Source organism: Streptomyces sp. NPDC098101, from assembly GCF_044760185.1.
In the GTDB taxonomy this organism is placed as follows: Bacteria; Actinomycetota; Actinomycetes; order Streptomycetales; family Streptomycetaceae; genus Streptomyces.
Window position 1 is genome coordinate 691,971 of record NZ_JBIWAS010000002.1, and the last position, 15,680, is coordinate 707,650.

The 15,680-nt window shown below is 74.3% G+C and carries 15 protein-coding genes and 1 riboswitch; of the genes, 3 read left to right on the forward strand and 12 right to left on the reverse strand.

Annotation, left to right across the window (positions count from 1 at the left end):
• The first annotated feature begins 135 nt into the window (after positions 1-135).
• Positions 136-2,193: an MFS transporter gene (locus ACIQVI_RS10165; RefSeq protein WP_351972907.1), complete on the forward strand. Its 2,058-nt coding sequence runs from the start codon at positions 136-138 to the stop codon at positions 2,191-2,193.
• A 23-nt stretch (positions 2,194-2,216) separates the two neighbouring features.
• Here the strand turns inward: ACIQVI_RS10165 and ACIQVI_RS10170 are convergent, their stop codons facing one another.
• Genes ACIQVI_RS10170 through ACIQVI_RS10180 form a run of 3 tightly spaced genes read right to left on the reverse strand, consistent with a single transcriptional unit; the run spans position 2,217 to position 4,428 of the window.
• A complete protein-coding gene (locus tag ACIQVI_RS10170; RefSeq protein ID WP_403593474.1) occupies positions 2,217-3,497 on the reverse strand; it encodes a hypothetical protein in 1,281 nt (426 codons plus the stop codon).
• 41 nt (positions 3,498-3,538) lie between these two features.
• Entirely contained in the window at positions 3,539-4,042 is a 504-nt protein-coding gene (locus ACIQVI_RS10175) for a GNAT family N-acetyltransferase (protein ID WP_403593476.1), read from the reverse strand.
• Between the two features lie 59 nt (positions 4,043-4,101).
• On the reverse strand, positions 4,102-4,428 hold the full coding sequence (locus ACIQVI_RS10180; RefSeq protein WP_383415957.1) for an antibiotic biosynthesis monooxygenase family protein: 327 nt from the start codon (positions 4,426-4,428) through the stop codon (positions 4,102-4,104).
• Positions 4,429-4,439: 11 nt separating this feature from the next.
• On the opposite strand from ACIQVI_RS10180, the gene ACIQVI_RS10185 reads away from it, so the two are divergent.
• Positions 4,440-5,561, forward strand: coding sequence for a serpin family protein (locus tag ACIQVI_RS10185; protein ID WP_403593480.1), 1,122 nt, complete (start codon positions 4,440-4,442; stop codon positions 5,559-5,561).
• Here ACIQVI_RS10185 and ACIQVI_RS10190 read toward each other — a convergent pair.
• From ACIQVI_RS10190 to ACIQVI_RS10225, 8 genes are all read right to left on the reverse strand, one after another.
• Positions 5,558-6,226 carry an O-methyltransferase gene (locus ACIQVI_RS10190; protein WP_403593483.1) on the reverse strand — a complete coding sequence of 223 codons (669 nt, stop codon included), beginning with the start codon at positions 6,224-6,226 and terminating at the stop codon, positions 5,558-5,560. The two genes, ACIQVI_RS10185 and ACIQVI_RS10190, sit on opposite strands and share 4 nt — an antisense overlap.
• On the reverse strand, positions 6,223-7,338 hold the full coding sequence (locus ACIQVI_RS10195) for a DUF2330 domain-containing protein (protein ID WP_403593486.1): 1,116 nt from the start codon (positions 7,336-7,338) through the stop codon (positions 6,223-6,225). Before ACIQVI_RS10195 ends, ACIQVI_RS10190 begins: the two co-directional genes overlap by 4 nt.
• Before the next feature lie 126 nt (positions 7,339-7,464).
• Positions 7,465-7,866, reverse strand: a complete 402-nt coding sequence (locus ACIQVI_RS10200; RefSeq protein ID WP_351972900.1) for a transglycosylase SLT domain-containing protein — start codon at positions 7,864-7,866, stop codon at positions 7,465-7,467.
• A 307-nt stretch (positions 7,867-8,173) separates the two neighbouring features.
• Positions 8,174-9,010 carry an ECF transporter S component gene (locus ACIQVI_RS10205; RefSeq protein ID WP_403593490.1) on the reverse strand — a complete coding sequence of 279 codons (837 nt, stop codon included), beginning with the start codon at positions 9,008-9,010 and terminating at the stop codon, positions 8,174-8,176.
• Entirely contained in the window at positions 9,007-10,950 is a 1,944-nt protein-coding gene (locus ACIQVI_RS10210; RefSeq protein ID WP_403593493.1) for an ABC transporter ATP-binding protein, read from the reverse strand. Before ACIQVI_RS10210 ends, ACIQVI_RS10205 begins: the two co-directional genes overlap by 4 nt.
• Positions 10,947-12,074, reverse strand: a complete 1,128-nt coding sequence (locus ACIQVI_RS10215; protein ID WP_403593496.1) for an energy-coupling factor transporter transmembrane component T — start codon at positions 12,072-12,074, stop codon at positions 10,947-10,949. The genes ACIQVI_RS10210 and ACIQVI_RS10215 overlap by 4 nt, the downstream gene beginning before the upstream one ends.
• The gene (locus tag ACIQVI_RS10220; RefSeq protein WP_403593500.1) at positions 12,071-12,751 is read right to left on the reverse strand and encodes an SCO2322 family protein; all 681 of its coding nucleotides are present in this window, start codon (positions 12,749-12,751) and stop codon (positions 12,071-12,073) included. Before ACIQVI_RS10220 ends, ACIQVI_RS10215 begins: the two co-directional genes overlap by 4 nt.
• Positions 12,748-14,001 carry a prenyltransferase/squalene oxidase repeat-containing protein gene (locus ACIQVI_RS10225; RefSeq protein WP_403593503.1) on the reverse strand — a complete coding sequence of 418 codons (1,254 nt, stop codon included), beginning with the start codon at positions 13,999-14,001 and terminating at the stop codon, positions 12,748-12,750. The genes ACIQVI_RS10220 and ACIQVI_RS10225 overlap by 4 nt, the downstream gene beginning before the upstream one ends.
• Positions 14,002-14,093: 92 nt before the next feature.
• A riboswitch (cobalamin riboswitch) is annotated at positions 14,094-14,173 on the reverse strand.
• A gap of 221 nt (positions 14,174-14,394) precedes the next feature.
• Between ACIQVI_RS10225 and ACIQVI_RS10230 the strand changes: the two genes are divergently transcribed.
• On the forward strand, positions 14,395-14,937 hold the full coding sequence (locus tag ACIQVI_RS10230) for a hypothetical protein (protein WP_403593506.1): 543 nt from the start codon (positions 14,395-14,397) through the stop codon (positions 14,935-14,937).
• Between the two features lie 115 nt (positions 14,938-15,052).
• Here the strand turns inward: ACIQVI_RS10230 and ACIQVI_RS10235 are convergent, their stop codons facing one another.
• Entirely contained in the window at positions 15,053-15,679 is a 627-nt protein-coding gene (locus ACIQVI_RS10235) for a TetR family transcriptional regulator (RefSeq protein WP_403593509.1), read from the reverse strand.
• Position 15,680: the final 1 nt, after the last annotated feature.

Here is a 15,680-nt window from a genome sequence, read left to right on the forward strand (position 1 = left end):
TGCAGCCCACCCCCTCCCGGCGGGGGAACAGACGTGCCCTTCCGCAGGCCATAACCGGACATTCGGATCAGGATGGAGAAGCTGCCCGAGGAGAAGAGCCGCCCGACAGGCCCCCGACCCGCCGAGGAGACGCCCATGGCCCAGGACCTCCGCCCGTCCCCGCCCGGCGGCGCCCCCGCGCCCGGGGACGGGCAGCGCCACAGCACCGTCCTCGTCGCGATCGGCGCGCTGCTGCTCGGGATGCTGCTCGCCGCGCTCGACCAGACCATCGTCTCCACCGCCCTGCCGACCATCGTCAGCGAGCTCGGCGGCATGGAGCACCTCTCCTGGGTGGTCACCGCCTACATGCTGGCGTCCACCGCCGCCACCCCCCTCTGGGGCAAGCTCGGCGACCAGTACGGGCGCAAGAAGCTCTTCCAGGCGGCCATCGTCATCTTCCTCATCGGCTCCGCCCTCTGCGGCATCGCCCAGAACATGCCGCAGCTCATCGCCTTCCGCGCGGTCCAGGGCCTCGGCGGCGGCGGGCTCATGGTCCTGTCCATGGCGATCGTCGGCGACCTCGTTCCGCCCCGGGAGCGCGGCAAGTACCAGGGCCTCTTCGGCGCCGTCTTCGGCGCCACCAGCGTCCTCGGCCCGCTCCTCGGCGGCCTCTTCACCGAGCACCTCTCCTGGCGCTGGGTCTTCTACATCAACCTGCCGATCGGGGTCGTCGCCCTCTTCGTGATCGCCGCCGTGCTCCACATCCCGGTCCGCTCCACGAAGCACACCATCGATTACCTCGGCACCTTCCTCATCGCCTCGGTCGCCACCTGCCTGGTCCTCGTCGCCTCCCTCGGCGGCACCACCTGGGCCTGGGGCTCGCCGCAGATCATCGGCCTCGCCGTCCTCGGGGCCGTACTCCTCGTCTGGTTCGTGCGGGTGGAGCGGCGGGCGGCCGAGCCCGTGCTGCCGCTCAAACTGTTCCGGATCCGGACCTTCACCCTCGTCTCGGTCATCAGCTTCGTCGTCGGCTTCGCGATGTTCGGCGCGATGACCTACCTGCCGACCTTCCTCCAGGTGGTGCAGGGCGTCACCCCGACCATGTCCGGCGTCCACATGCTGCCCATGGTCCTCGGCCTGCTGCTCACCTCGACCGCCTCCGGCCAGGTCGTCAGCCGCACCGGCCGCTGGAAGGTCTTCCCCATCGCCGGAACGGCCCTCACCGCCATCGGCCTGCTCCTCCTCCACCGGCTCACGGAGACCAGCTCCACCTGGGAGATGAGCGCGTACTTCTTCGTCTTCGGCGCCGGACTCGGCCTGGTCATGCAGGTCCTCGTCCTGGTCGTGCAGAACGCCGTCTCCTACGAGGACCTCGGCGTCGCCACCTCCGGAGCCACCTTCTTCCGCTCCATCGGCGCGTCCTTCGGCGTCGCCGTCTTCGGCACGATTTTCACCAACCGGCTCACCTCCAAACTGGAGGACGTCTTCGCCGCCGCCGGACCCCTCCCGCCGGGCACCGGGCCCGACCGGGTCGCCGCCGACCCGCGCGCCGTCGCCCAGCTCCCGCCCGAACTGCGCCCCTCCGTGCTCCACGCGTACGCCACGTCCATCACCGACGTCTTCCTGTACGCGTCGCCCGTCGTCCTCGTCGCCTTCGTCGTCGCCTGGTTCCTCAAGGAGGACCGGCTCCGCACCTCGGTCACCGCGCCCGACACCACGCAGACCCTGGCCTCCAACCCGGTCGAGCGCTCCTCGTACGACGAGTGCGCCCGCGCGCTGTCCGTCCTCGGCTCCCGCGAGGGCCGCAAGGCGGTCTACGTGAAGATCACCGAACGCGCCGGTCTCGACCTGCTGCCCGCCGCGAGCTGGCTGCTGCTGCGCATCCGCCGGCACGGCACCGTCGAGCCCGCCCGGCTGGCCGAGACCACCCCCGTACCGCTGCGGGCGATCACCGAGGCCTCCCGCCAGGTGGAGGAACGGCACCTGGTCACCCGCGAGGGCCTCCAGCTGATCCTCACCGAGGAGGGCGTACGGGTGTCCACCCGGCTCGCGAAGGCGCGGGAGGACTCGCTCGCCGAACTCCTCGGCGACTGGTGGGGACCCGAACGGCCCACCGACCTGGTGAAACTCGTGGAGGAACTGACGGCCGAACTCAGCGGCTCGGACGCGGAACGCCCCCGGACGTCGGAACCGCCCCGCGACCACCACGCGTGAACGCGTGACACGGTGGCCGCCCGTCACCCGGCCTCTGCCGCCGCCCGGTCCCTCCTGCGCTGTTCGTACCGGTCGGGCGCGTCGAGGATCCACGACCAGGCGGCGTACTCGGCGACGGGCCCCACACGGGCGGCGCCGTCGACACAGCGCGGATCGTCCCGCACGGCCAGCCCGAAGACCGCCCAGATACGGGTCGTCTGCTCCTCGTCACCGACGAGCCCCGCCAGCGCGTCCCCGACGGCGGGCGCGGTATCGCCGCCCGTCGCGAGGTCGTGCGCGACGAGCCCGCGGACGGCGGAGTCGGGGTCCCGGGCCAGGACGAGCATGGCGTCCAGCCCCTCGGGAGTGGCGTGAGCCCACTCGCCCCGGTCGCCCGGAGCCCGGCGCTCCAGGAGCTTGGGCACCGCGCGGCGCACCCGCGGGTCGGGGTGCGCGAGGCGGGAGAGTCCCAGGGGCTCGATCCTCGGGTCCTCGTGGTCGCTCAGGCAGGCCAGGACCTCCGCCAGGACCTCCGGGTGCTCCTCCTCCGCCGCCCAGTCGAGGAAGAACTCCAGATTGCGCCGCCCGAAAGGAGCCGGGTCGTCGGACTCCTGGTCCCAGGTGCCGAGGAAACCCACGACGTCCGCGCCGAAGCGCCGGTACAGGGGATCGGGATGGGCCCGCAGCGCCGCCGCGGCCTCCCACGTCCGCTCGTCCTGCCGCTCGGCGAGAGTGGAGGTGATCTCCCACCAGGAGGCGTACTCGCCGTCGGGGTGGTCGAGCGCGCACGCGCGTGCGGCCAGCTCGTCGAAGCCCGGGCGCAGCCCGAAGTGCTTCTCCAGGAGGGTGAGGACCCCCGTGTGGCCGTCGCGGACGGTCGTCCCGCCGAGCCGGATCTCGTGGTACTCGGTGAACCACTCCCCGTCCCGGACCCGCACGGTCTCCACCGGGCCGGGAGAGCCGGTCCGCTCCCGCAGCACGGCGACCGGACCCCTCTCGTGCCACTCCCGGGCACGGGCCAGCAGTTCCGCGCGGGCGGCCCCGTCGAGCAGGGACGCGTCGAGCAGGCTGAGGACGAGACCGACGGAGCCGCTGTCGACGGCCCGCAGCAGCGGGGTGCTCCCGTCGTCCAGCCTGCGGAGCGCGTCCGCACCGGCGTACTTCAGCTGCCCGGCGACCAGCGACTTGAACCCCGTGACGGCCAGACAGAGCACGGACGTCCCCCGCTCGTCGGCGGACTCGGGGTCCGCGCCGTCCTCCAACAGGTTCCTGACGTGGCACTCGTCCCCGCTCAGCACCGCTGCGACGAGCGGATTCCCGTCCACGCCTCCCCTTCCCCCGTCACGACGGCCGGGCCTCCTGTCCTTCACACCGCCCCGGCCGGAAGCAGCTCCTTGCCGTACCAGACGTCCATGTACGGCCCGGTGCAGTACGCCGGTGTCTCCGTGTACCCGTGCCGGACGTACACGGTCCGCGCCTCGATCAGGTCCAGGCGCGTGTTGAGGACCATCCGGCGGGCGCCGAGCGTGCGGGCCGCGTCCTCCAGGGCGTCCAGCAGGAGGGCGGCGCCGCCCCGGCCCCGGAAGGCGGGCCGCAGATAGATCCGGGTCAGCTCGGCCCGGTCCCCTTCGAGGAGGAGCACCCCGCCGCATCCGGCCGGCTCGCCCCCGAACCGGGCGACCCGGAAGTCCCCGGTCGGCGGGGCGAGCAGTACGGCCCCGTCGTCCGTCAGCCCCTCGTCGATCTCGGCCGCCGTCGCGGGCCGCTTCCAGTACCGGCTCGCGACCTCGTCGTAGTAGTCGCGGCGCAGGGCGGTGGCGTCGGGGGTGTCGACGCGCTCGGGGGAGAAGGTCCAGGTCACGCGCGCCATTGTGGGCCGCGCGCGACCGCCGCCGCACCCGGGTTTCTCCGGCCCCGGCCCTTGGGGCCTCAGCCCTTCGGAGAGGCCTGCTGGACGACCTCGAACGACCACAGGGTCGACCCGGACGCGGCGGGCTTCGGCCGCTCGCCCCCGCCCTCGCCGCCACCCTGGTGGGCGGCCCGCATGGAACCGTTCATCCAGTTCTGGAAGTCCTCCTCGCTGCGCCAGCGGGTGTACACCAGGTACTGGTCGGTGCCCTCCAGGGGACGCAGCAGCTCGAACCACTCGAACCCGTCGGACCCCTCCACGGCCCCGGCCCGCGAGGCGAACCGCTGCTCCAGGACCTCACGCTGCTCGGCCGGCACGGTCAGGACGTTGATCTTCACGATGCTCATGGAGGCAGGATATGACCCGCACTCCCCCCGTTCTCCGGGCGGACACGGTACGGACCCTGGCCGCGCGCTGGCTGTCCCTCCTCGGGGACGGGGACTTCGTCGTCTCGCCGGTCGGGCTGTGGCTGGCGCTCGGGGCCGTGGCGGTCGGGGCGCGGGGGCGGACCGGTGAGGAGCTGCGGGGGCTGCTCGGGGTGGAGGGGGAGGCGGCCGCCGGGGCCGTGGCCGGGGTCGGACGGCGGCTCGCGGGGACGGACGGGCTCGCGGTGGCCACGGGGGTGTGGGCCCGGGTGCCGGTTCGCGAGGAGTTCCGGCGGGGGCTGCCCGGCGTGCGGTTCGGGGAGCTGGGCGGGGGCGCCCAGGGGGAGCTCGACGCGTGGGTGCGGGAGGCCACCGGCGGGCGGATCGACGGGCTGCCGCTCGGGCTCGACGGCTCCGAGGAGTTGGTTCTGCTCAACGCCCTTGCCCTGAAGGCCTCCTGGGCCGTTGCCTTCCCCCGGCACCTCACCCGTGACGAACCCTTCACCGGTGGGGACGGCGTCACCCGGTCCGTGCCGACCATGCGGCGGCGGATCCCGTCCGCCTCGGTCTGGTCCGTGGGCGGGACCACCGTCGTGGAACTGGCCTGCGCGGGGGAGCGGGCCGCCCGGGTGCGGTTCGTGCTCGGCGCGGAAGGGGCCGGGCCCGGCGAGGTGCTGCCCGCCGCCTGGGCCGGGGACCGGGAGCCGCTCGGCGCCGACTCGGTCGACCTCCTCCTGCCGCGCTTCACCCTCCGGACGAAGACCGAGGCCGCCGCGCACCTGGCGGCGCTCGGCCTCGATCTGGCCCTGCGCCCCGGGGCCGACTTCTCCGGCCTCTCCCCGGAGGACCTCTTCGTCGACGAGGTGGTGCAGGAGGCGCTGGTCGAGGTCGCCGAGGAGGGCGTCGAGGCGGCGGCCGTCACCCAGGTCAGGATGGCCCGGAGCGCGGCCCCGCCCCGTCACGGGACCGTGGAGCGGATCGCCTTCGACCGGCCCTTCGGCGTCGTCGTCCTCGACGCCGAAGACGCCGAAGACGCCGAAGACACCGAAGACGCCGAAGGGGAGCTGCCGCTCTTCGTGGGGTGGCGGCGGACTGCGCCGTCCACCGGGGGCTAGGACACCACGCGGGCGACCAGCAGGCCGTCGTAGCCCTTCGCGCCGACCGTCTGGAACGCCGTCGCGTCCAGGCGCGGCTCGCGGGCGACCAGGTCGAACATCTCGCGGGTGCCGGTGACGGCCGGGTCGTCCGGGTGGTCGGTGGCGACCTTGCCGCCCCGCACCACGTTGTCGACGACGACGACCGTGCCCGGCCGGGAGAGCTTCAGGGCCCACTCCACGTACCGCGGGTTGTTGACCTTGTCCGCGTCGATGAAGACGAAGTCGAAGGGGCCGGCGCCCTCCGCCTCCAGCTTCGGCAGGCTGTCCAGGGCCGCGCCCGTGCGGACCTCGACGACCCCGTCGAGGCCGGCGCGGGCGATGTTGGAGCGGGCGACGTCCGCGTGCGCCGGGTCGTACTCCAGGGTGACCAGGCGCCCGTCGGCGGGCAGCGCGCGGGCCAGCCAGATCGTGCTGTAGCCGCCGAGGGTGCCGATCTCCAGGACGTTCCGCGCGCCCTGCACCCGGGCGAGGAGGTGGAGCAGCTTGCCCTGGTTGGGGGCGACGGCGATCTCCGGCAGTCCGGCCGCCGTCGAGGCGGTCAGCGCGGCGGACAGCGCCTCGTCGGCCGGGGCGAGCAGTTCGGTGAAGTAGGCGTCGACGTCGGTCCATTCAGAGGTGGTCATGCGGTCGAACGTACACCTGCCACAGGGGTCCGGCGGCGTCGTGACGCCCGTACGGCCAGGAGCGTCGCCACCGCCGCGAGCAGGAGGCCGCCGCCCACCGTCAGGAGCCAGACGGGGACGCCCCCGGCGACGGTCAGCAGCCGGTCGGTGTAGATCACCTCGCGGTACGGGGTGTCCGCGACCCGCCGCAGGTGGTGGTCGTCGTCGATCCGCCCCGGGTTCGGGAACTCCTGCTCCAGGACCGTCAGATGCACCGGCCGGTCGCCCGCGAGCGCGGCCACCGCGCCCCCGGGCCGCTCGATCCGCCCCGCGAAGGTCACCTCGGGCCGGTCGCCGCCGATGGCGGAGCGGGGCTCCATCCGGTGGTCGGAGAGGACGGACAGGCCGAGGGTCTGGGGCGTCTGCGCGAGCCGCGAGAGCCGCATCGGGTAGACCAGCTCGGGCGAGGCGAAGGCGATCCGCAGCGGGGTCAGCTCGCCCCGGAGGACGGAGCCCTCCTTCTCGGGCGCGAGGCGGACCGCGACGTACTCCCACTTCCGCTCGACGTACGGCCGGAGCGCGCCGGTCAGCCGGTCGGGCAGCTCGAAGCCGTTCGTGCGCAGCCAGTCGCCGAGCGCGTCCGGGTCGGTGGCGGTCAGCCGGGCCACGTCGAAGGGGCCGAGCCGCTCGCGCCCGACGACGCCGACGCCCGTGCCCCCGCCGGGCGCGGCCCCGGCCGTCCCGTCCCCGTAACCGGTGTCGAACGGCCAGTCGTCCTCGCGCGGCCAGAAGTAGGAGCGGTCGCGCCGCTCGGGCGCGGAGAGCCGGTCGAGCTCGTCGAACAGCTCCGGGTCGCCGAGGGAGACGTCGGCCCGGCTCGGCACCGGCATGATCCAGGCCGCCCGCTCCGCGTCCCCGTGCACGCGGAAGCGCATCACGATCGTCTCGGTGCGCCCGTCCCAGCGGACGGCCGACTCCTCGCGGTCGACGCCGATCCGCCGCGACGCGTCCGGGATCATCGCGCCGCAGCCGCAGGCGTACGCCGGTGCGACGAGCGAGCCGGCCTGGAGCGCGAGCAGCGCGACGAAGGCCGTCAGGATTCTTCTGATCAGGATGCCGTGTGTCCCCCGCATGGCAGCTCAGACGTCCGGGGGGAGGATCCGGTTCCTCGGGCGGGACCTCCGGGAACGCCGCAGGCCCCGCCCCTCCGTGAGGAGGGCGGGGCCTTGCGTGGTGCGCGCTGTGCGGTGGCGGGACTCTTAGTACCAGCCGTTGGCCTGCCAGAACGCCCAGGCGGCGTTCGGGGAGCCGTAGCGCTCGTTCATGTAGTTCAGACCCCACTTGATCTGGGTGGCGGGGTTCGTCTTCCAGTCGGTACCGGCCGAGGACATCTTCGAGGCCGGCAGGGCCTGGACCAGGCCGTAGGCGCCGCTGGAGGAGTTGGTGGCCTTGTGGTTCCAGCCGGACTCGTGGGCCACGATCTTGCTGAAGGACGCGTACTGCGAGGCGGGAACGATCTGTCGCGCGACATCCTGCGGGCTGGCGGCCGAGGCCGAGCCCGTCGTGCCGAGCACCGCACCCGACGCACCCAGCAGCACGGCTGCGGAGGCGGCGAAGGTCTTCTTGCGGGCGGCGACACGAGTGGTGAGCGAGCGGATCAAGGTTTCTACCTAACTTCGGGGACAGGGGTCGCGCCGGGCGTTTTCGGCAAGCCGGAACCAGGGCCCGGGAGACCCGGGGACTGGGGGAACCGGTCTGCCTGAGGCGCTGCGGTGAGCACCGGCTGCCTGGCGACGTCCACCAGAGAAGCAGGGCCGGAACGCCGATGCAACGACCCCCTGTACGAGGAAGGTTCGGACCCGGGAGGAACGTCCCGGGGTCGGGACGGGGTACGTTTCCGCAGGTTATGGGGGCCTGAGGGGGCCTTTGGGCGGTTCTGTACGTCTACTATTCCGGCTCGTACGTGACCTAGGTCCTGTGGGGCGCCTCACTCGCGGAGGCCCCTTCCGGGCCCTCGAATGTGACCTGGGCCTCGAAGTTCGCCCGCCGCGTCGCCCGCCGCAGCGCCCTCAGGAGCGTGCCGCCGACCGTGAGCGTGAGGACGACGGTGAGCACGGCCCGGCCGAGGTCCCAGCCGAGGGAGGTGGCGGTGACGTAGGCGAGGAAGCGGACCAGGTTCTCCTGGAGCGGGGCGCCCGGCTGGAAGGAGATCCCGCTGCTCAGGCCCTGGAGCAGGACCCAGCCCTGGAGGTTCATGATCGTGCCGTACGCGAACGCCGCCGCGAAGCCGTACGCCGAGAGCATCAGGAGCTCGGCCCGGCCGCGCAGCGTCCGCTGCCCCGGCAGCAGCCCCGCCCCCATCGTGAACCAGCCCATCGCCAGCATCTGGAACGGCATCCAGGGGCCCACGCCGCCCGTGAGCAGCGCGGACGCGAACATCGTCACCGCGCCGAGGACGAAGCCGAAGCCCGGGCCCAGGACCCGGCCGCTCAGCACCATCAGGAAGAACATCGGCTCCAGGCCGGCCGTCCCCGCGCCCAGCGGGCGCAGCGCCGCGCCCACGGCGGCGAGCACCCCCAGCATCGCGACCGCCTTCGCGTCCATGCCGGAGTCCGCGATCGTCGCCACCACCACCGCGACGAGCAGCGGCAGCAGGGCCGCGAACAGCCACGGAGCGTCACCGGCGTGTGACGTCACCGCCGAGCCGGCGTCCGCGAACAGGGGCCAGCAGAAGGCGCCGATCCCGATCAGGGAGACGAGGGCGAGGGCGGCGACGGAGCGGGGCCCGAGACGGAGGGCGCTCACGGCGCTGCCTCCAGGGCCCGCTCCACCTGCTCGACCGTGAGCCACGGCTGCGGGGCCAGGATCTTGGCCACCTGCGGCGAGAACGCGGGCGAGGAGACCACGACCTCGGCCGTCGGGCCGTCCGCGACCACCTCGCCGTCCGCGACGATCACCACCCGGTGGGCCAGCTCGGCCGCCAGCTCCACGTCGTGCGTGGCGAGCACGATCGCGTGCCCGTCCGCCGCGAGGCTCCGCAGGTGCTCGACCAGACGGGCCTTGGCCGCGTAGTCCAGGCCCCGGGTCGGCTCGTCCAGGAGCAGCAGCGGGGGGCGGCCGGTCAGGACGACGGCCAGGGCGAGGGCGAGGCGCTGGCCCTCGGACAGGTCCCGGGGGTGCGTGTCGTCCGCGACGCCCGGCAGCAGCTCGGACACCAGGGCCCGGCAGGTGCCGTCCGCCGCGCCCGCGTCCGCGTCGGCCGCCGCGCACTCGGCGGCGACGGTGTCCGCGTACAGCAGGTCCCTCGGCTCCTGCGGCACCAGGCCGACCTGCCGGATCAGCTCCCGGGGGTCGGTGGCGTGCGGGGTCCGGCCCGCGATCCGGACGGTGCCGGAGGTGGGGGCGATCATGCCGACCAGGGCGGACAGCAGGGTCGACTTCCCGGCGCCGTTCCGTCCCATGAGCGCGACGGTCTCGCCGGGGTCGACGCGGAGGTCGATCTTGCGGAGGGCCTCTACGCGGGCGCGGCGGACGTGGAGGGAGGCGGTGAGGACGAGGGGGGTGGTGGGGTGCTCCTCGCCCTGCGGCCGCCGCCGTCGCGAGAAGAGGGAGAATCCCCCACCCCGCCCCTTCCCGAAACCGGGGGCGGGGCCCCCGGACCCCCGGTTTGCAGGGGCTGCGCCCCTGGCACCCCCCTTTACGGGGGCTCCGCCCCCGGACCCCCGCGCCTCAAACGCCGGCGGGGCTGGGATGGGGGTCTCGTCCTCGGAGGGGGGTGTCGGGTGGCTCTCGGCCGTAGTCCGCCCGTGCGGCTGGGTGGGCCCTGTGGCCGTCGCTTTCAGCCCGTCCGGCGTTTGAGGACCGGGGTCCGGGGCGGAGCCCCGGTTGTGGGAAGGGGCGGGGTGGGGAAAGGGCCCCGCAGGGATCCCCGTGGAGACCAGGGGTTCCAGGCGCTCCTTCAGGCCCCCCGCCCTGCGTCGGGCGTCCCGCACCGTGAGGGGGAGGGGGGTCCAGCCCGCCAGGCGGCCCAGGGTGACGACCGGGGGGTGGATGGGGGAGACGGACATGATGGTGGACGGGGGGCCCAGGACCGCGTCCGGGAGGAGGAGGACCTGGTCGGCGTACTGGACGACGCGTTCGAGGCGGTGCTCGGCGAGGAGGACCGTCGTGCCGAGGTCGTGGACCAGGCGCTGGAGGACCGCGAGGACGTCCTCCGCCGCCGAGGGGTCGAGCGCGGAGGTCGGCTCGTCGAGGACGAGGACCTTGGGGTGAGGGGTGAGGACGGAGCCGATCGCGACCCGCTGGCGCTGCCCGCCGGAGAGCGTCGCGATCGGACGGTCGCGGAGTTCGGCGAGGCCGAGGAGGTCGAGGGTCTCCTCGACGCGGCGCCGCATGACGCCGGGCGCGAGCCCCAGGGACTCCATCCCGTACGCGAGCTCGTCCTCGACGGTGTCGGTGACGAAGTGGGCCGACGGGTCCTGCCCCACCGTCCCCACCACGTCCGCCAGCTCGCGCGGCGGATGCGTGCGGGTGTCCCGGCCGTCGACGGTCACCCGGCCGGTCAGCGTGCCGCCCGTGAAGTGGGGGACCAGGCCGGAGACCGCGTTGAGGAGGGTCGACTTGCCGACGCCCGAGGGGCCCACCAGGAGGACCAGCTCCCCCTCCGGGATCGTGAGGTCGAGGTTCCGGAGGGTCGGCTCGGCGTCCTCCTCGTACCTCACGGAGACGTTCTCGAAGCGGATCACGGGTTCTCCTCGGGTACGGGGGCCACGAACGCCGGCACCAGGCCCACCAGGATCGACAGCGCGGGCAGCAGCGGCAGCTCGGGGGCCCGCAGGGGGACCACCCCGGGGTGCAGTGCCTCCGGGGCGTACGCGTTCGCCCGGATCATCAGGACCGCGACCGCCACCCCGGACCCCGCCACCAGCCAGGACCGGGCGCCCCAGCGGTCGGGCCGGTACCGGGTCCGTACGGTCCGGCGTCCGCCGAGCCGGAGCCCGGCGACGGCGGCGAGCAGCCCGGCGCCGAGCAGCGGGAGCCCGTACCCCGCGCCCTGCGCCGCGAGCAGCCCGTACGAACCGGCGCAGATGCCGAGGAGCCCGCCGAGGGTCAGGACGTTCGTGGTGCGGCGTACGGACGCCGGGACGTGGGCCGTCCGCCCGTAGCCCCGCGCGTCCATGGAGGCCGCCACCGCGACGGAGCGTTCGAGGGCGCCCTCCAGGACCGGCAGGCCGATCTGGAGCACCGCCCGGACCCCGCCCGTGGGGCGGCCCCGCAGCCGGCGGGCGGTCCGCAGCCGGACCACGTCGGCGACCATGTTCGGCGCGAAGGTCATCGCCACGACGACGGCGACCCCCGCCTCGTAGAGCGCCCCCGGCAGTGACTTGAGCAGCCGGGCCGGGTTGGCGAGCGCGTTCGCGGCGCCCACGCAGATCAGCAGGGTCGCCAGCTTGGCGCCGTCGTACACCGCGAAGAGGAGTTGTTCGGCCGTCACCCGGCCCCCGATCCGCACTCCCTGCGCCCACTCGGGCAGCGGCACCTCGGGCAGGGTGAAGAGGAGGTGGGTGCCCGGGATCGGGGAGCCCAGGAGGAGGGAGAAGACGACGCGGAGGGCCACCACGAACAGGCCCAGCTTCACGAACGCGCCGTACGAGCGGGCCCAGGGCGCGTCCGTGCGGCGGGCCGCGACGACATAGCCCGCGACGCCGACGATCAGGCCGAGCAGCAGCGGGTTGGTGGTCCGGGAGGCGGCGACGGCCAGGCCGAGCGCCCACAGCCACCAGGCCCCCGCGTGCAGGGCGTTGGCCCGGGTCGCGACGGGAGCCGTGAGCGCGCTGCGGAAGGCACGGTGAGCGGGGGCGGTGCTCATCCGCGGTGGCGGGCCTTCCAGATCGCCGCCCCGCCGAGCGCCAGGACGGCCGCCCCGCCGGCGAGCACGCCGACGGACGGGCCGCCGCCGTCGTCCTGCTTCTTCGCGGCGGTGGGGGAGGCCGTGGCCGTGGACGTGGGCTCCTCGCCCACCTCCTCGCCGCAGCCCCGCGCCGGGTAGCCCGCGATCCCGCACAGCATGGCCCCGCTGCCGTACCGCAGCGGCTTCGCCACGGCGGCGAGCGCCTCCGCGCCGGTCGCGTCGGGGCGGACCTGCGCGCAGCCGGTCGTGACCCGCTTCGCGGGCGGGGTCTCGCCGGGCGGGGCGTCGGCCGGGCCGCCGAAGTCGATGACGACCGCGATCCGCTTCGTGTCGTCCTTCGCCGCCACGTCCGCGCAGATCCGGGCGAAGTCCGGGGCGGCGGTGGGTTTGGCGGTGTCGTCGGCCTCCTGGCTGACCGCGAAGCGGAAGCCGACCGCGTCGCCGTCGGCGGGCCGGGCGGTCGCCGGGCCCTGGGCGGCGTAGGCCCAGGGCTTGCCGCCGTCGCTCTCCCAGTACGACCAGTAGCGGTAGCCGGCGGCGTGCGCCGGGGCGGCCGCGACCCCGGCGAGGGTCAGCAGCGCCCCGGCCGCGGCGCCCGCGACCCTGGTGGTGGTCCTGACGGCGGTGGCGGTCACTTCTTGCGGCCGCTCACGAGGAAGCCGATGCCGACGCCGACGACCGTGCCGATGCCGATGATCCACCAGACGTCGAAGCCGGAGTCCTCGTCGTCGCTGGTGGTGGAGGAGGCGGAGGTGTCGGGGCTCTTGGGCGCGGGTCCGGCGGCGTTGAGCTGCTCGACCAGGTCGACCGAGCCGAACTTGCGGGGGTCGGTCTCCGTCGCGCGGGCGGCCAGGATCAGCTGGGCGTAGGCGGCCGGGCCGCTCTCCTTCGCCCAGGAGGCGGAGTTCTTCTCCAGCCACTCCAGGGCGGGCAGGGCCTGCTTGGAGGCGCCGGCGGCGGAGAGGGCGACGACGGCGTCGGCGGTGTTGCCGAAGTCGGGCTGCTCGGTGGTGTCGGTGGCGCCCGGCATCGGCGGCTGGACGAGGTGGTGGGTCTTCGCGAGGGTCTTCGCCAGGTAGGAGGCGCCGTTGAGGGCGGCCCGCTCGGGGGTCGGCTTCGACAGGTCCGTGCAGGCGGGCGCCTGGTCGGGGGAGGCCTTGGTGGCGACCATGCTCTTGCCGAGCCCGGCGAGGGTGGCGGCGGCGGTCGCGTCGGCGTTGGCGAACAGCTTCCCGGCCTTGTCGGGCTGGTACGCGAAGGCGCCGGGGCCCTCCTTGTCGGTGCAGGGCAGCGCGAAGGCGAGGAGCGCGTCGTAGGGGGAGCGGCCCTCGGCGGAGGTGAACTCGCCGGGGCGCACGCCGGTCGCGGCGAGCGCGCCGACGACGACGGAGGTGGAGTTGGCGTCGCTGGCGCCGCCCGCGCTGTAGCCCCAGCCGCCGTCCTTGTTCTGTACGGACTTCAGCCAGTCGGTGCCGGCCTTGACGGCCTGGTCGGCCTTCTCGGGGGCGGCGCTCTGGCGGCGGACGGCGGCGAGCGCCTGGACGGCGGCGGCGGTGGCGTTGGTGTCCCGCATCGTCTTCGCGTCGCACGCCTTGGCGGCGTCGGCGCGGTAGGAGGGGAAGGCGCCGTCGTCGCACTGCTGGCCGAGGAGCCACTCCACGGCCTGGTCGGCGGGCTGGTAGCCGGTGGCGCGCTGGGCGAGGAAGGAGAGCGACTGGCGCCAGACGCCGTCGTAGGTTGGGTCCTTCGTGCCGTACAGACCGGCCGGGAGCTTCCCGGTGGAGGGGGTCGGGGAGGGGGCGGCGGAGGCCTGCCCGGCTGCTCCGGTGCCGAGTACGGCGACGGCGGCGAGCGCGGCGGCGGCGGCGCGGCGGACGGTGTTCATGGGGCCCTCTCCTGCGGCCGGGCACGGCACGCCTCAGGCACCGGGCTCCGGCTCCGTGTTCCTCGACGGTGCCGGCGGTCACGTCCCGTCCGGGGCATTCCGACGTGCCGCCTTCGCGAAGGAAGGCGGGTACACGGCTGCGGGTCAGTACCGGATTTCCACCGGTTTCCCCCCGTACGGGCATGATGACGACCCGCTTACTGTACCGGCCCGTACGCGCTGCTCACGGTGGTGCGAGGCGGCTCACACCGCCGGGCCCGCCGCCGGTCCGGCCCGGCCCCGCCGCACCGGCCGTACGGCCCTGCGGAGGGCGGGAGTTGTCGTTCCCGCGTGCAAAACTATGCCCTCGGTCACGGGGGCGACGGGCCTCCGTGCGTGGACACGGGGAGTGTTGTGCGCAAGGCGAAGTGGGTGGCCGCGGCCGCCGGTGCGGTGCTGTTGGTCGCCGGTTGCGGCGGTGGGGGCGGTACGGACAAGGGCGGCTCGTCCTCGGCGGGTTCGGGCGCCTCGGGCGCCTCGGGCGGTTCGGGGTCCGGCGGCTCGGGCGGCGCGAAGCTGGACGCGACGGCCGTGAGCAAGGCGATCGGCGACGCGGCGACGGGGGCCGGCTTCACGCAGGACTCCTCCGGCGAGGCCGTACCGGACGGGCTCAAGGAGTGCATGGTCACCTGGACGGCCGACGGCGCGAAGGCCGCGGACCCGAAGAAGTCCTTCGCGGACACGATCGGGACCCTGACGGGCGGCGGCTGGAAGGAGACGCGGACCTTCGAGCAGAACGGCTCGGAGATCAAGTCCCTGGCCAACGGCACCTGGCAGCTCCAGGCCAGCAACCACTCCGCCGGTCCGATGAAGCTGGTGATGTTCGTCGCCACCGACGCCGGTCCCGAGTGCGAGGCGGCCATCAAGGCCGACAACGAGAAGAACACGAAGTCCTGACCCGGCCCCGGGCGCGCCCCCACCAGCTCGTGCGGGGCGCGCCCGGAAGCCCGGCCCGGAAGGAAGCCCCGGAAGGAAGCCCCGGCCCGAGGGCCCACCCCTCACCCCTCACCCCTCAGCCGGCGGCCACCCCCGCCCCCGCTTCCATCCCGATCAACCGGCACACCGTCTCGATGTCGATCTTCACCTGCGCGATCGAGGACCGCCCCGACAGCCACGTGATCAGCGCCGAGTGCCAGGTGTGCTCGATGACCCGGACCACCGAGAGCCGGGCCGGCGTCGGGTGCCCGGCGCCCATCGCGTCCAGGATGATCGCGGTCGTCAGCCGGGAGACCTCGTCCACCTCGGCGCTCGCCCCCCGGTCCGCGAAGATCAGCGCCCGCACCATCGCGTCGGCGAGCTGCGGCTCCCGCTGGAGCGCCCGGAAGGCCCGCATCAGGGTCTCCGCGACCCGCTCCGCCGGATCCGCGCCCGCCGGGGGCCGCTTGCGCAGGGTGGTGTGCAGATGTCGCAGCTGGTCCTGCATCACCGCGACGAGCAGGTGGACCTTCGACGGGAAGTAGCGGTACAGCGTGCCGAGCGCGACGCCCGCCTCCTCGGCCACCTCCCGCATCTGCACGGCGTCGAACCCGCCCCGCGACGCGAGCCGCGCGCTGGCGTCCAGGATGCGCCGCCGCCGCGCCTCCTGGCGCTCCGTGAGGGGCGCGGCGGTGCCGTGCTCCGCCCTGTTGTCTGCGGTCATG

Coding starts and splice junctions, on each gene's coding strand:
- ACIQVI_RS10185 (WP_403593480.1), top strand. CDS start 4,440: ATGACCCGCACTCCCCCCGTTCTCCGGGCGGACACGGTACGGACCCTG.
- ACIQVI_RS10225 (WP_403593503.1), bottom strand. CDS start 14,001: ATGAACACCGTCCGCCGCGCCGCCGCCGCCGCGCTCGCCGCCGTCGCC.
- ACIQVI_RS10165 (WP_351972907.1), top strand. CDS start 136: ATGGCCCAGGACCTCCGCCCGTCCCCGCCCGGCGGCGCCCCCGCGCCC.
- ACIQVI_RS10180 (WP_383415957.1), bottom strand. CDS start 4,428: ATGAGCATCGTGAAGATCAACGTCCTGACCGTGCCGGCCGAGCAGCGT.
- ACIQVI_RS10235 (WP_403593509.1), bottom strand. CDS start 15,679: ATGACCGCAGACAACAGGGCGGAGCACGGCACCGCCGCGCCCCTCACG.
- ACIQVI_RS10175 (WP_403593476.1), bottom strand. CDS start 4,042: ATGGCGCGCGTGACCTGGACCTTCTCCCCCGAGCGCGTCGACACCCCC.
- ACIQVI_RS10195 (WP_403593486.1), bottom strand. CDS start 7,338: ATGCGGGGGACACACGGCATCCTGATCAGAAGAATCCTGACGGCCTTC.
- ACIQVI_RS10215 (WP_403593496.1), bottom strand. CDS start 12,074: ATGAGCACCGCCCCCGCTCACCGTGCCTTCCGCAGCGCGCTCACGGCT.
- ACIQVI_RS10190 (WP_403593483.1), bottom strand. CDS start 6,226: ATGACCACCTCTGAATGGACCGACGTCGACGCCTACTTCACCGAACTG.